At 63.4% G+C, this 13,628-nt stretch carries 19 protein-coding genes and 1 tRNA gene; 5 read left to right on the top strand and 15 right to left on the bottom strand.

All coding sequences use genetic code 11. From position 1 onward, the window contains the following. Window positions 1-1,197, bottom strand: coding sequence for a TraB/GumN family protein (locus D5125_04810; protein ID QFY88848.1), 1,197 nt, complete (start codon window positions 1,195-1,197; stop codon window positions 1-3). 343 nt (window positions 1,198-1,540) lie between these two features. Here D5125_04810 and D5125_04805 point away from each other — a divergent pair, with 343 nt between their 5' ends. Both D5125_04805 and D5125_04800 read left to right on the top strand, forming a co-directional pair. Next, on the top strand, window positions 1,541-1,939 hold the full coding sequence (locus D5125_04805; protein ID QFY88847.1) for a hypothetical protein: 399 nt from the start codon (window positions 1,541-1,543) through the stop codon (window positions 1,937-1,939). Then, window positions 1,936-2,619 (top strand): hypothetical protein, encoded by a 684-nt coding sequence (locus tag D5125_04800; protein ID QFY88846.1) that lies wholly within the window; start codon window positions 1,936-1,938, stop codon window positions 2,617-2,619. Before D5125_04805 ends, D5125_04800 begins: the two co-directional genes overlap by 4 nt. Before the next feature lie 175 nt (window positions 2,620-2,794). Here D5125_04800 and D5125_04795 read toward each other — a convergent pair whose 3' ends face one another. From D5125_04795 to D5125_04735, 13 genes are all read right to left on the bottom strand, one after another. Continuing rightward, window positions 2,795-3,064 carry an HPr family phosphocarrier protein gene (locus D5125_04795; protein ID QFY88845.1) on the bottom strand — a complete coding sequence of 90 codons (270 nt, stop codon included), beginning with the start codon at window positions 3,062-3,064 and terminating at the stop codon, window positions 2,795-2,797. Then, window positions 3,051-3,500: a PTS fructose transporter subunit IIA gene (locus D5125_04790; GenBank protein ID QFY88844.1), complete on the bottom strand. Its 450-nt coding sequence runs from the start codon at window positions 3,498-3,500 to the stop codon at window positions 3,051-3,053. The genes D5125_04795 and D5125_04790 overlap by 14 nt, the downstream gene beginning before the upstream one ends. Beyond that, window positions 3,497-4,351, bottom strand: a complete 855-nt coding sequence (rapZ, locus tag D5125_04785) for an RNase adapter RapZ (protein ID QFY88843.1) — start codon at window positions 4,349-4,351, stop codon at window positions 3,497-3,499. The genes D5125_04790 and rapZ overlap by 4 nt, the downstream gene beginning before the upstream one ends. Further along, window positions 4,348-4,860 carry a hypothetical protein gene (locus D5125_04780; protein ID QFY88842.2) on the bottom strand — a complete coding sequence of 171 codons (513 nt, stop codon included), beginning with the start codon at window positions 4,858-4,860 and terminating at the stop codon, window positions 4,348-4,350. Before D5125_04780 ends, rapZ begins: the two co-directional genes overlap by 4 nt. Before the next feature lie 209 nt (window positions 4,861-5,069). Continuing rightward, on the bottom strand, window positions 5,070-5,531 hold the full coding sequence (locus D5125_04775; protein ID QFY88841.1) for a PTS sugar transporter subunit IIA: 462 nt from the start codon (window positions 5,529-5,531) through the stop codon (window positions 5,070-5,072). A gap of 15 nt (window positions 5,532-5,546) precedes the next feature. Further along, the gene (gene raiA, locus D5125_04770) at window positions 5,547-5,858 is read right to left on the bottom strand and encodes a ribosome-associated translation inhibitor RaiA (protein QFY88840.1); all 312 of its coding nucleotides are present in this window, start codon (window positions 5,856-5,858) and stop codon (window positions 5,547-5,549) included. A 152-nt stretch (window positions 5,859-6,010) separates the two neighbouring features. Then, window positions 6,011-7,522: an RNA polymerase factor sigma-54 gene (locus D5125_04765; protein ID QFY88839.1), complete on the bottom strand. Its 1,512-nt coding sequence runs from the start codon at window positions 7,520-7,522 to the stop codon at window positions 6,011-6,013. 123 nt (window positions 7,523-7,645) lie between these two features. After that, window positions 7,646-8,380 carry an LPS export ABC transporter ATP-binding protein gene (gene lptB / locus D5125_04760; GenBank protein ID QFY88838.1) on the bottom strand — a complete coding sequence of 245 codons (735 nt, stop codon included), beginning with the start codon at window positions 8,378-8,380 and terminating at the stop codon, window positions 7,646-7,648. After that, window positions 8,377-9,054, bottom strand: a complete 678-nt coding sequence (gene lptA / locus D5125_04755; protein QFY88837.2) for a lipopolysaccharide transport periplasmic protein LptA — start codon at window positions 9,052-9,054, stop codon at window positions 8,377-8,379. The genes lptB and lptA overlap by 4 nt, the downstream gene beginning before the upstream one ends. Then, entirely contained in the window at window positions 9,038-9,598 is a 561-nt protein-coding gene (gene lptC, locus D5125_04750) for an LPS export ABC transporter periplasmic protein LptC (protein ID QFY88836.1), read from the bottom strand. Before lptC ends, lptA begins: the two co-directional genes overlap by 17 nt. Window positions 9,599-9,606: 8 nt before the next feature. After that, window positions 9,607-10,131 (bottom strand): HAD family hydrolase, encoded by a 525-nt coding sequence (locus D5125_04745; GenBank protein QFY88835.1) that lies wholly within the window; start codon window positions 10,129-10,131, stop codon window positions 9,607-9,609. A gap of 300 nt (window positions 10,132-10,431) precedes the next feature. Next, window positions 10,432-11,088, bottom strand: a complete 657-nt coding sequence (locus D5125_04740) for a hypothetical protein (protein QFY88834.1) — start codon at window positions 11,086-11,088, stop codon at window positions 10,432-10,434. A gap of 90 nt (window positions 11,089-11,178) precedes the next feature. Further along, window positions 11,179-11,255, bottom strand: a tRNA-Met gene (locus D5125_04735). A gap of 190 nt (window positions 11,256-11,445) precedes the next feature. On the opposite strand from D5125_04735, the gene D5125_04730 reads away from it, so the two are divergent. The 3 genes from D5125_04730 (at window position 11,446) to D5125_04720 (ending at window position 13,286) form a co-directional block, all read left to right on the top strand. Next, complete coding sequence (locus D5125_04730) at window positions 11,446-11,757, top strand: sulfur globule protein CV1 (GenBank protein ID QFY88833.1); 312 nt, start codon at window positions 11,446-11,448, stop codon at window positions 11,755-11,757. A 380-nt stretch (window positions 11,758-12,137) separates the two neighbouring features. Beyond that, window positions 12,138-12,797, top strand: coding sequence for a hypothetical protein (locus D5125_04725; GenBank protein QFY88832.2), 660 nt, complete (start codon window positions 12,138-12,140; stop codon window positions 12,795-12,797). A gap of 60 nt (window positions 12,798-12,857) precedes the next feature. After that, window positions 12,858-13,286 (top strand): peptidylprolyl isomerase, encoded by a 429-nt coding sequence (locus D5125_04720; GenBank protein QFY88831.1) that lies wholly within the window; start codon window positions 12,858-12,860, stop codon window positions 13,284-13,286. A 45-nt stretch (window positions 13,287-13,331) separates the two neighbouring features. On the opposite strand, the gene D5125_04715 is transcribed toward D5125_04720, so the two are convergent. Further along, window positions 13,332-13,601: an RNA-binding protein gene (locus D5125_04715; protein ID QFY88830.1), complete on the bottom strand. Its 270-nt coding sequence runs from the start codon at window positions 13,599-13,601 to the stop codon at window positions 13,332-13,334. Between the last annotated feature and the right edge of the window lie 27 nt (window positions 13,602-13,628).

The following is a 13,628-nucleotide window of genomic DNA, read 5'->3' as shown; positions in this document are numbered from 1 at the left end:
TCAGCCCGCCAGCTTGTCGAAGATGCGAAAGCCGGCCACATAGGTGCCGACTGCCGAGCCCAGGGTGCTGAACAGGAATACCAGCAGGGTGCGGGATACGCGGTTTTGCCACCAGCCGCGCAGCGCCGTGGTGTCCTGCCGCAGGCGGCTGAAATCGCCCACCCTGGGCTTGCGCAGATAAACCTCGGCCGCGGCGGTGACCATGCCCGCGCCTATGGTCGGGTTGAGCGAGGTCAGGGGCGCGGCCAGAAAGGCGGTGAGCACCGTCAGTGGATGGGCCGCCGCCAGCAGCGCCCCCAGGGCAGACAGGCCGCCGTTGATCAGCACCCAATCGGCCACCAGGCTCCAGCCGAGATTGGGGCTGCGGCTGAAGCCGATGGCAAAGCCCCCTACCACCAGGGTAACAATCAGCCAGGGCAGATAGCTCAGCCAGCGGCTGCCCTTTCGTGGCATCTGATCCAGCTCGGTGATCACCGCCTCGGGGTCGGCCAGGGGCTGTTGCAGGGCCTCGGCCATGCCCTTGAGGTGACCGGCACCGACCACCACCAGCAACTGCTCTGGCCCCTGGCTGCGCACTTCTTGCCGCAGCCGCGCCGCCATGTAACGGTCGCGCTCGGCCACCAGCGGCTGGAAGATCTCGGCGCTCTGTTCGGCAAACTGGCCAAAGGCGCTCTCCAGCATATCGCCCTCCTTGAGGCGTTCGATCTCCTCTTCACTCACCTGCTCCTTGCTGATCACGCTGGCCAGCAGCAGGCCGACCACCTCCAGTCGTTGCCACCAACGCACCCGGGCGATGGTGCGCTTGAGGGTGGTGGCCACCTCGCGGTCGATGAGCATCACCGGGTAGCCAGCCGCACGGGCCTGTTCTATGGCCACGCGGAACTCCTCGCCCGGCTGGATCCCGAACTGATCTGCCATGCGCTGCTGATAGGCCCCCAGGGCAAGATTGGCCATCACCAGCATGGCCTTGCCCTCACGGAATACGCGGAACAGGTCCATCTGCGCCAGGACATCCGGGTTGAGCATGGCGTTGTAGCGGCTTGGGCACAGCTCCACCGCCACCGCATCGAAGCGGCCGGACTGCAACAGCTGGCGTACGCTCTCGGCGCTGACCCGTGATACATGGGCGGTGCCCAGCAGGCTGATGCGGCTGCCCTCCAGGTCCAGCTCGATCAGGGGTTGTTGTGTTTCACTCAAGGCGGCATTCCTTGTGTTGACCGGGCCTGGCAGCTATGGGGCCGATACACCCGGTTCGGTTTCAAACCGCCAATAATACCAGCCTGGGGCGGGGAACTTTGATAATCTAGGCGACTGTTAATTCGACTTGGTTAGATTTATCACAGGCGTCCCGCTGGGCCCTTGGGCCTACCGGGACAGCCAAACGCAATTTAACGCGGTAGAATTACTGTGAAACATCCATGGCAACTTCCGAGTCCCGAGTCCCGAGTCCCGAAGCGCACAAGAAGGTGTTTCATGTTCCGGGGTGGCGCTGCCCGCTCCATGTCCGTTAGGTCCATTCCCTTGCCTGTGGAGCCGATCCATGCCCCTGCCTCTGCTGTTTATTGCCTTGCTCACCGGCCTCTGGCTGAGCGGTTGTCAGACCCTTGGCGTGAAGGACCGTCAGGCCCAGTTGGAGGAGACCCTGAGGGTTTACAGCGGCACCGTGCGCTGGGGCGAGCTGGCCGATGCCTACCGCTTTCTCAGCCCGGAACTGGCCCAGGAGCAGCCACCGCCCGAGGGCCTGGCCAACATCCGCGTTACCCGCTATGAGGCCGCCGACAGCCCGGTGATCAACGGCGATAGCGCCCAGGTCACGGCGCGTATCCGTTATATCCAGCAGGACCGTCAGGTGGTGCAGACCCTGGTGGACAAGCAGGTCTGGCGCTTTGATCCGAGCAGCGGCTGGCGGCGCAGCAACCCCATTCCGGTGATGCAATGAAGGCGAGCAACGCCATCCCTTTCAGCCAGCGGCCCGGTCGCCATGAGCGCCACTTTCGCCGTCGGCTGGACAATCCGCTTATGCCCCGGCCGCTGCGCGGGTACAGCGACAAGGATCTGCTGGAGGTACAGCGGCTGGACCACGAAGAGCTGGTGGCCTTTATCGAGGAGCTGAAACAGCTGGTGGTGCGCGCCATCGAGCTGCCGCCGAATGCCGATAGCGAGACCGTTCTGGGGCTGAAGGGGCAGCTGGAGCGGGCCTATGCGACCAGCGCCGCTCTGGCCGATGAGCAGAGCGCCCATCAGGCCGCCCTGGCCGAGCTGATCGAGGTGATCATGCGGGTGGTACGCCGCCACGCCGAGGGTGACAGCCTGGCGGCGGCGGAGCTGGCCCAGGAAGATGCCGCCCGCCGCGTCCATTTCAGCCTGCTGCAACAGCCCTTGGTGGCCGACCTGCTGCACCCGCACAGCCTGATTCAGGCCGATGAGCTGGCCGCCGTGCTGCTGGCCGAGCCGGAGCCTGGCTTGCTTGCCGCCCTGGAGTTGTTTGACCCGGTCCAGCTGGGTGAGATCCTGCGTCAGGCCGATGCCTTGCTTGGGCAAGGGGCCAGCCAGGCCCAGCAGGCACGCCTGCAGCGGATACAGCAGTGGCTGGAGACCTGCACCAAGGCATCAACCTAAAAAGGGCGCTTAGCCACAGAGCGCACAGAGAAAAATCAATGGGCAGAAAGCAAACTCATTGAAAAATGTTACCTGATTACCCACAAATCTCAGCCAATCGAATAGGGCGGCCCGTGGCCGCCGCGTAACCACTAGGGGCGGCCTTCGTTGCCGTGGCTTGGCGGCGGGCGCGGCCCTATTCTGCCTCGCCAAAGCGTTGATCCACCAGGGCTTGCAGGCTGGCGGCGGCGGCCTCTTCATCCGCGCCCTCAACCAGCAGGCAGAGCCGACTGCCCCGGCCTGCGGCAAGCATCATCAGCCCCATGATGCTCTTGGCATTGGCCCGCTGGCCGTTCTTGTCGATCTGAATCCGGCTGTCGAATGTCTTTGCCAGTCCGGCCAGCTTGGCGGCGGCGCGGGCATGCAGGCCCAGCTTATTGATGATCAGCAGTTCAACCGAAACCAACTTTGCGCTCCTTGTTCAAGGGAATCACCCGGGCCGGCTCGCTGGGCCTTGGCCGTCCCGGCAGTACGCCCTGAGCGCCGCCCTCCAGGGCGATGTCCACCAGGTGCGGCAGGTCATCGCCGCCATGGGACATCACCCGCAGCAGCATGGGCAGATTGAGACCGGCCACCACCCGGACCTGGCCCAGTTCCTCCAGGCCGACGGCGACATTGCAGGGGGTGGAGCCGAGCAGGTCGGTGAGTATAAGCACCCCCTCGGGCTGATGGATACGCTCCAGCATCCGCCGGGCGCGGCCCTCTATGCTCTCCAGGGAATCCTCGGCGGCCACCGGCAGGTTCCAGATCCTGGTCGCTGGCGGGCCCAGGATGTTCTCCGCGCTGAGCAGCATGGCCTCGCCGATGTCGTCGTGGCACATGAGCATGAGAACCACGCTCATGGCCCCTCCCGATGACGCAGACTGACGTGGCGCTCGCCATTGTTGAAGTGCTTGAACAGGGCCTCGGCCATATACACCGAGCGGTGCTGACCGCCGGTACAGCCCAGGGCCAGGGTGAGATAACTGCGCCCTTCGGCGTCAAAGGCATTGATCCATTTCTGCAGGAAGGCGATCAGATCCTGGCGCATGTCCAGCACCAGAGGGGAGTCTTCCAGGAAGTCCACCACCGCCGCATCCTTACCGGTGAGTGGGCGCAGGGCCGGTTGCCAGTGGGGGTTGGGCAGGCAGCGCAGATCAAAGATGAAATCGGCATCGCTGGGGCTGCCGTGCTTGAAGCCGAAGGAGAGAAATTGCAGCGACAGGCGACCGCTGACGCGCTGTTTGAAGCGGTCCCGCAGCAGATGGCGTAATTGATGGACATGGGTGCTGCAGGTGTCTATGCGCAGGTCGGCCCGTTCCATCAAGGGCCCGAGCAGGCGGCGCTCCAGGGCGATGGCCTCGGCCAGGCTGCCGGTAGTGTCGGTCAGGGGGTGCTTGCGGCGGGTCTCGGAGAAGCGTTTGAGCAGGGTGTCGTCATCGGCGGTGAGAAAGAATATCTCGCAATCAAAGCCCTGCTGCTGCAACTGGCCCAGGATCTGCGGCATGCGTTGCAGGTTCTGCGGCTCACTGCGGGCGTCTATGCCCACGGCGGAATAGCGGTTTCTATCGGAGGCCTTGAGCAACTCCTCACCCAGCGCCGGCAACAGCGGGATGGGTAGATTGTCCACGCAGAAAAGGCCCAGATCCTCAAGGGTATCCAGCGCGATGCTCTTGCCGGCCCCGGAGAGCCCAGTAACGATCACCAGTTTCATGAATCCCCTGCCCCACGGGTGGAAGAGGGCGCAATTATAGACCCTAAGGCCTGAGGTTCAATCTCGATCAGCGTCCTGGCCCAGGATTCGACCTGCTCGATGAGTTGCGCCAGCCCCTGATCCCGCGCCAGGTGACGGCGCTCCAGCGCCACGCCATGCAGGCAGAGGCGTTGATCCGGTGCCAGGGGAGGGGCATCCTGCAGGGCCGCCAGCCCCAGTACCCGAACCCGCCTCAGGCTGGCGGCCGGGCCAAAATACCGACGCACATCGCACAGACCCCGATCGGGCAGGTGGATCAGACCCTCAAAACCGGCTCTATACTGGCCGTAGAGCCGACCATTTCGGGGAAACAAACAGGGGCTGTCGTCCACCACCAGGGCATGGCCGCGCTGCAGCAGGCCCCAGGCCAGGCTGCTTTTGCCGCTGCCGGAGGGGCCGGTGAGCAGCAGACCAGCGCCCCAGAGGGCAACCAGGGTGGCGTGGATCTGATCATCGGGGAGCAGCTGCAAGGGTTTGCGTTTCGGGGTTTGGGCGTGTCCTGGAAGGGCCAGGCCTCTCAACCCAGCCGTCAAGCCGCGTTATCCTATATTCCTCAGTTAAGCCACAGAGACACAGACGACTCCAGGGCCACCGATGATCCAGTCATCGGTTTGGCATGACCTACCTCCTCCGTCCATGGCGTCGTCTGTGGCTCTGTGGCCAAATGCTCTTTTTAGGGTTATGCAGTGGCCTGAGGGCCTGAGGTGGCAAGGAGTTGCAGTACCTGTTGCGGGCTCTGGCCTTGCCGCAGCTGGGCGCAGAGATGGGCATCGCGGAACCGGCCGGCCAGACCGGCCAGCAGTTGCAGGTGCTCCTGGGTGGCCGCGCCGGGTACCAGCAGGCCGAAGACTAGGTCCACCGGCTCAGCATCCACGGCGGCGAAATCCACCCCCTGGGCGAGCCGGACAAAACAGCCGCGGGCCTGGCTCAGGCCCTCTAGCCGGGCATGGGGCAGGGCAATGCCCTGGCCCATGCCGGTGCTGCCCAGGCGTTCACGCTCCAGCAGCTGGTCAAATACGGCGGTAGTGTCCTGCCTGTCGGTGTGCAGCAGTTCGGCAAGCACCTCAAGCACCCGCTTCTTGCTGCCGGCCTCCAGGTCCAGCGCGATGCGCTCGGCAATCAGAAAGTTTTCAGGAAACACCTTCCGCCTCCGCCTTTACTGATCGCGCCGCTGGGCACCGCGACGATCCTGTATCTTCTCCTTGTGCTTGATTACCTGCCGATCGAGCTTGTCCACCAACAGATCGATGGCGGCGTACATGTCCTCATGGGTCGAGTCGGCGAAGATGTTGGCACCGTTGAGCTTGATGGTGGATTCGGCCTTCTGCCGCAGTTTTTCCACGGTGAGGATGACATGCACGTCTATGACGTGATCAAAATGGCGCTCCAGGCGCTCGAATTTGCTATCGACATACTCACGCATGGAGTCGGTGACATCGACGTGGTGACCGGTAACATTGATTTGCATGGTTGGCTCCTTGGTTGTTGAGTCGCGTTCGGTATGGCCGCCCTGCCGACCCGAACTTGGGGGGCGCTGTGCCCCTCGCGCTGTCCCGGTGCAGGCGCCGGGCCGCCATTGCCGGGTGCGGTTCGGTGCCCCCGGCGAAGATTGATGCTGAGTTACATTAGCCGCTTGCGCTCATTGGACGGGGGTATGCCGAGGGCCTCCCGGTATTTGGCCACGGTCCTGCGGGCGACATTGATGCCCTGTTCTTCAAGGATCTTGGCCAGCTTACTATCACTCAAGGGTTTCTTGCCATTCTCCGCCGTCACCAGTTTCTTGATCAGGGCGCGGATGGCGGTGGCCGAGCACTCGCCGCCGCCGATAGTGCCCACATGACTGGAGAAGAAGTATTTGAATTCAAAGGTGCCGCGCGGGGTGTACATGTACTTTTGCGTGGTCACCCGGGAGATGGTGGATTCGTGCATCTCCAGGGGTTCGGCGATATCGCGCAGCACCAGGGGCTTCATCGCCTCCTCGCCGTAGTCGAAGAAGGCGCGCTGTTGCTCGACGATGCTGGTGGCCACCCGCAGCAGGGTGTCATGGCGGCTTTGCAGGCTTTTCAGCAACCAGCGCGCCTCCTGCAGGTGATTGCGCAGGAAGGTGTTGTCGTCGCTGGAGTCCGCCCGCTTCACCAGACCGGCGTAATCGGCATTGATGCGCAGCCGGGGCATGGCCTCGGGGTTCAGCTCCACCTGCCAGTGGTCATTGCGCTTGGTTACGATGACATCGGGGATCACATACTGCGGGGCCTCGTCCGCCACCAGGATACCGGGACGCGGGGCCAGGGAGCGGATCAGCCGCATGATGGCCCCCAGGGTCTCTTCATCCACCTTGAGCTTGCGCCGGATCTGGGTCGGTACCTGCCCGGCAAGCAGATCAAAATAGTCCTCCACCAGGCGTGTGGCCTGCTCCAGATGGGGGGTCTGAGGGGGCAGTTGGCGCAGTTGCAGCAGCAGGCACTCCTGGGGGCCTCGGGCACCCACGCCGGGCGGGTCGAAGGATTGAATACGGTGCAGCACGGCCTCGACCTCGTCTGCCTCTACCTCGCCGTCCAGATCGCTGAGGCCCTGGCAGATCTCTTCCAGGTCTGCGGCCAGATAGCCGTCCTCGCCAATGGCGTCGATCAGGGCGGTGGCGATGATACGGTCGGTATCGCTGAAGCGGCTCAGGTTGAGCTGCCACATGAGGTGGTCGTAGAGGGTGTTGGCCTGGCTGCGCTGGGCGAGGAAGTCGGTATCGCCGGCGTCACCACCGGCCTGCTCTCGGGGGCCACTGCTGGGGCTTTCATAGACCGAGTCCCAGTCCGCGTCCACCGGTAGCTCGGCCGGCATCTGCTCCTGATCGACGCGCACCTCGCTGTCCTGGGAGACCTCGTCGCCCTGCGCCGGGGCATCGCCGGACTCGTTGTCGCCGAGCCTGGGGCCGACCTCGTTGTTCAGGGGTTTGAGCTGGGGCTCGCCGCCCTCGCCATCACCCTCTTCCAGCTCCAGCATGGGGTTGGACTCCACCGCATCCTGCATCTCTTCGCGCAGATCGAGCACAGACAGCTGCAACAGGCGTATCGCCTGCTGTAACTGGGGCGTCATGGTGAGTTGTTGGCCGAGGCGAAGCTGTAGGGATTGCTTCATGAACTGGGATTGATGATTGCTCTGGTATGTTATTTGTATGCCGGTTAAGGGAATTCTAGCGCAAAAACCCGCAGCCTGAGTACTATCTGAATTAGTCCTTTCAGATCAATCGCATAGATTGATTCACATACGAAAATGCTCGCCCAGATAGACCGAGCGCACGGCGCTGTTTTCCAGGATCTGCTCGGGGCTGCCCTCCGCCAGCACGGCGCCATCGCTGACGATATAGGCGCGGTTGCAGATGCCCAGGGTCTCGCGCACGTTGTGGTCGGTGATGAGGATGCCGATGCCGCGCTCGGCCAGGCCACGGATGATGCGCTGGATCTCCACCACCGACAGGGGATCGACCCCGGCAAAGGGCTCGTCCAGCAGGATAAAGCGCGGCTCCACCGCCAGGGCGCGGGCGATCTCCAGCCGCCGCCGCTCGCCGCCGGACAGGCTCATGGCCAGGCTGTCGGCCAGATGGCCCAGGCCCAGGTCATCCAGCAGGGCATCGCACTGGCGCGCCCGATCACCCCGCTGCAGGTCATCCCGGATCTCTAGGATAGCCAGGATATTGTCCCGCGCACTGAGCTTGCGAAACACCGAGGGCTCCTGCGCCAGATAGCTCAGGCCGAGCCGGGCGCGGCCGTGCATGGGCAGGCGGGTGACATCCTGGCCGTTGAGCCAGACCTGGCCCTGGTCCACCGGAATCAGCCCCACCACCATATAAAAGCTGGTGGTCTTGCCCGCGCCGTTGGGCCCGAGCAGGCCTACCACCTCGCCGCCGTACAGCCCGAAGCCAAAGCCCTTGACCACCTGACGGCCCTTGAAGGACTTGCTCAGTTGGCTGGCGGAGAGGCTTGGGGTTGTCGTCATGGGGCGGCATCCTTGGCCGCCGGGGGCTTTTTCGATTGGATCACCATGCGTACCCGCTCCTTGCCCTGGGCCGAGGCACCACCCTTCATCACCGAGTTGCGCCGGTTGTAGGTGATGCGGTCGCTGCGCGCCGTGTCGCCCTCCTGGGACAGAAAGGCATCGCCGATCAGGTGCAGAAACTCGCTGTTGCTGTCGTATTCGATGCGCTGGGCATGGCCCTTGACCAGCTCGCCGGGCTTGCCGTCCACCTCCTGCTGAAACCGCGCCGGTTGGCCAAAGGCCTGGAATCGGTGCCCGCTGCCATCGGCCAGCTCCTGGATCACCAGGCGCTGGGCGCTGATGCGGATGCTGCCCTGGCTGACCTGGACCTTGCCGCTAAAGGTGCGGGTGCCGCTGGCCTCATCGATATCGGCGCTGTCGGATTCCAGATGCACCGGCTGCTCGGCGTCGGACTTCAGCGCCCAGGCCGGGGCCGCCAGTCCCAGCAGCAGGAGCAGCGCCAGTGCCCACCGGCACAGCTTTGCTCGCCCCATGAGTGTTGGGGTATCAGGGTGAAACAGCCGTGGCAACTCACGAGTCCCGAGTCCCGAGTCCCGAGTCCCGCAACCGCCATGAGATGTTTCATGTTCCAGTGTGGCGCTGCTCGCCCCATGCCCGCTAGGGTTGTTGCTCAAATCGCCCCCTCACCTGAGACAGGAGTTTGATGCGCGGCTCGGGCTCGAACCAGGCCTGCATACCCAGGCCCTGCAGCTGATCTTGACCGCTGAGCAGATACACCGATTGCTCGGTCTCGGCATAGTCCGGGTCCTGGGTCAGGTGCAGGTCACGGGTGACCAGGTGATAGGCCGGGCCGGTCTGAGTCGCCTCCCGGTCGATGAACACCTGGCCGCGCAGCCAGAGTTCATCCCGCTGCCCGGCCAGCCAGCCCTGATCGGCGCGCAATTGCCAGGGCGGGCCCTGCTCCTCCAGCAGCAGCACCTGGGGTTGGCTCAGGTGCAGGCTGTCATCCCCGGCGAAGTGCTCCATGCGCCGACTGGTCAGATGCTGGCGCGGTCGGCCCTGTTCATTCATCTCGATCAGCACCAGGTTCTCGGCGTAATAATCCGGCAAATGCCCGGCATCGGCCTGGCTCGGCAGTACCTGCTCCCGGCTCAGCCACCAGCTGAGCAGGCCCAGTCCCAACAATAGGCCGGCCAGCAGCCAACGGGAGGCGGTCATGCCGAGGCCTAGCCCAGGTAGCGGCGCATTTCGGCCTCGTACAGCCCACGGCCGCGCAGCAGCAGCTCGCACACCTCCCGCGCCGCGCCGCGTCCGCCGGGGTTGCGGGTGCGCCAGTGGGCCCGTTCGCACACCAGCTCATGGGCATCGGCCACGGCAATCGCCAGACCAACCCGGGTCATCACCGGCAGGTCCACCACATCGTCGCCGACATAGGCGATCTGCCCGTCCTCAAGCCCCAGTTCGGCCTTGATCCGCTCATAGGCCGGCAGCTTGTCGCGCTGGCCCTGATACACCTGACTGACCCCCAGACTCTGCATGCGGATACGCACCACCTCGGAGCTGCGCCCGGTGATGATGCCGATCTGCACGCCGTTTTCGCGCAGCATGACCATGCCGTGGCCGTCCTTGGAGTTGAACGCCTTGTACTCCTGGCCATCATCGCCATAGAACAGGCTGCCGTCGGTCAGCACCCCGTCCACATCGAAGATCACCAGCTCAATCCTGGCCGCCTTTTCCAGAATGTCCTGCATAAACTACCTCATGGGGGCTAAAGAGAGGGGACTGAAGGGTGGTCGGCCCAGGGCCAACACCGGCAAAGACCGCATGGTAGCCGAGTCCCTGGTCAATGTGGAGCAGGACTTTGGCCCTAGGAGCCTGTCGGTTTTAGGATGCTCCTACTGCGCCGGTGGGAAGAACGGCCCAAATTCCCCCGATTTTTCGTTGCGTAGGCCAACTATGCGCCTCAAAATCGTGAAAATTTGTTCTCGTTCTCCCACCTTGCTCGCTACGGGCACCTAAACCCGACAGGCTCCTAGGCTCATGGGACGAAATCAACCCGGCCCAGGATGCACGAAATCACGCGGTGCCACATAGTGCAGCACTTCTTGGCCCTCTGGGTTGATGTCTATGCTCAGTCCCTGCTCGGGGTAGAGCCAGCGCTCCCTCTGCTTGTCCAGGGTTTGCCTTGCGCTGGGTTGGCCGAAGCGGCTGCTGAAGAACTCCGGCTCCAGCTTGGCATAGAGGGGGATGTAGGTCAGGGCGCGGATTCGGTATGCCAGCACCTGTTGTTTGTCTGCCTCTGACAGTGTCCATTGATAGGCCCCGCTTGGGCCTGGCTTGCGGGTTATCGCCCGTTCCGCCATGGCGCGCATCTGTTCTTGGCTGGCAGTGAGCACCAGTATCAGCTTGGCCGCCAGGGGGCCGTTGCGTACCGTGCCGAAATAGGCCTCCAGGCTCAGGTCACGGGCCTCTGTCTGGGGCGAAAACAGGGCCAGCCCCTCGGGGCGACCGAGCAGGCGCACCGCGTCCTTCAGGTTGTCCTCGCCCAGATGAATGCCCAGCGCCCTGCTGCTGCCATCGGCCAGGGTTTCGATTTGCCAGGGCAACCCGCCGATTTGCTCCTGCGGGCTGTGGGAGGGCATTACCTGCAGCAGGAGCAGAAACAGGATAATGCCTACGGGGATGATTACCTTGAGAAAACTCTTCATAAAATGGGAGCTCTGAATGTGGCTGTGGCGGCACGGCCTTGGCCCAATAAAAAAGGCCTACAGCCGATCAGCTGCAAGCCTTTGATTTTATGGTGGCTATGCCGGGATTTGAACCTGGGACCCCATCATTATGAGTGATGTGCTCTAACCAGCTGAGCTACATAGCCGTGTCAAGAGGCGGAATTCTAATGGGCGGTGGGGGTGCCGTCAAGCCTGATAAACTCCCCCTTGCCCGCATAAAAAGCTCCTATTTGAAGTTTAAGCATTTGCTTATAGACTCTTACTTCTGGTCCACTTGAGACCGGTTTGGTGTTCCCTGCGTGACCTTACAACTTGGCTGATCTGGAGGGTATCTCTATGAAAAACATGATCAAAGTCGCTTCCGTCGCTGCCTTGCTGGCGGCTTCTGCCTCTGCCCAGGCCTGGTGGGGCCCCTGGGGTGGCCCTGGTGGCTGGGGTGGAGATGATTGGTTCGGTGATGGCTGGGGCGATATGAACTTCAGCATGAGTGCCCGTGGCAACGGCTGGGGTCGTGGCTACAATTACTATCGTCCCTATTACTATGGCCCCTACGGCTATGGTTATCCCTATTATGGCGCGCCCTATGGCTATGCCCCTCCGGTTGCCCCGGCAGCCCCCGCAGCACCGGCGGCGAAACAGGCCGACTGATACGGCCGCTGACTATCTTTCATCTTGACCGCTGTGCAGGCCTAGACTGGCCTTTGCGGGCCCTGTTTGATCAGCTCAGATCGGGCCCTGTCTTCCCGGCGCAGGGATGCGCTATCCTTGTCTCCCGCCCATTACCCATCAGGTGCCCTATGAACAAGACTTGTCTTCTCGTGACCGCTGCCGCCCTCGGTTTTTCCGCAACGGCAAATGCCTGGTGGGCAGGGCCGGGTTGGAATACGGATCAGGATGCCAGCACACCCTATTTCTACGGCTTCGGGCCGAGCGCGCCGGCCGCTGCCGAAACCCAGCCTGCACCATCCCCGACCCATGGCCAATGGGGATTTGCACCACAGCCCCGATATTGGCAGATGAGACAGGCCATGCACCAACACATGCGGCAGCGGCATGAGCAATGGCGGAAGCTGATGGAGCAGCGGCGCGAGGACATGCGCCGACAGATGCACCAACGGATGCGATGCTTGACCCCGGACTGCCCTGGCCAAACGGCCACCAGGCCCGATGCCTGGCGTGAGGCCTTGGAGACACGCCGTGAGGCCTGGCGGGAGCGCATGCAGAAGCGGCGCGAGCAGAGGCATCAGTGGATGCTCGACAGCCAGATACGGCCCCCGGCCCTAGAGGGATTGGGCTCGTCCCGCTCTGCCGAGCCCGCTACCGGGGTGAAGAAAAAGACTGGCACAGGGGCCGCTGTGGACGCCGGGCAGGCAGCAAAGACGCCAGATCAGGAAGGGGAGGGGCAGACCCGTCCGCAGACCGAGACACAGGCCGCTCCTGTCGAAGCGCCGACACCGGATACCCAGCCAGCTATCGGCGAATTGGAGGCGGATGCCCAGTCGGCTGGCGCTCAGCGCCCGCCAGAGGCCCAGACAGAGGGAGCAACTAAGGAGCAGGAGGCCCAATCAACCGAGCCTGGGGCCAGTTCCAGCGCCGAAGATTCCGCGCAAGAAAAGGGGGATGCCGAGCCCAAGTCCACCTCCTCTCGGGGGGTGCCGGTCAGCCTGCCACGGCCGATTCGGGTTTAGAGACCGAGGACAGAAGACAGCGGACTGATGATAGATTTTGACGAGAGAGGATAGATAAGCATGAACCAAGCAAAGCAAGGCGATACCGTAAAGATCCACTACACCGGCACCCTGGATGATGGGACCACCTTTGACAGCTCGGAGGGGCGCGAGCCCTTGGAATTCACCCTGGGCTCAGGCCAGGTGATTGCCGGTTTCGACAGCGCGGTGGAGGGTATGTGCCTAGGTGAGAGCAAGCAGGTCAGCATCCCGCCGGCCCAGGCCTATGGTGAACGCAGCGAGGAGATGATGCAGGAGGTGCCGCGGGAGGCCCTGCCGGATGATATCGAGCCCACCGAGGGCATGCCCCTGCAGGCGCAGACGCCAGACGGTCAGCTGATCAACCTGCGCGTGGCCGAGGTGAACGAAGAGACCCTGGTGCTGGACGGCAACCATCCCCTGGCCGGTCAGAACCTGAACTTCGCCATCGAATTGGTGGCCCTGGCCTGAGCTGGGCGGCCGGAATCCTGTGCTTGGGGTTCCGGCCTTGCCGATTCAGCGGCCGCGTTTGCCGCCACGGCCCTTGGGCCCACGATCCAGGTCCACGCGGATACGGCTGCCGTCGAGTTCGCTGTTGTTCAGCGCGTCGATGGCGGCGCGGGCGTGGTGGCCCTCCATCTGAATGGTGGCGAACCCCTTACAATCGCCGGAGAAGAGATCCTTGGCCATCTTCAGGGAGCGGACATCGCCGTACTCGGTGAATAGCTGATTGAGGGAGGATTCGGTGGTAGAGCGGGGTAAGCCGCGAACGGAGAGGGTAAGCAATGGAACCTGCCTTGACGAGAGTAGATG

Source organism: gamma proteobacterium SS-5, from assembly GCA_009497875.2.
In the GTDB taxonomy this organism is placed as follows: domain Bacteria; phylum Pseudomonadota; class Gammaproteobacteria; order Chromatiales; family Chromatiaceae; genus Magnetovirga; species Magnetovirga frankeli.
The sequence above is the reverse complement of the archived record's forward strand: the minus strand, read 5'-3'. Positions and strand labels throughout refer to the sequence as shown.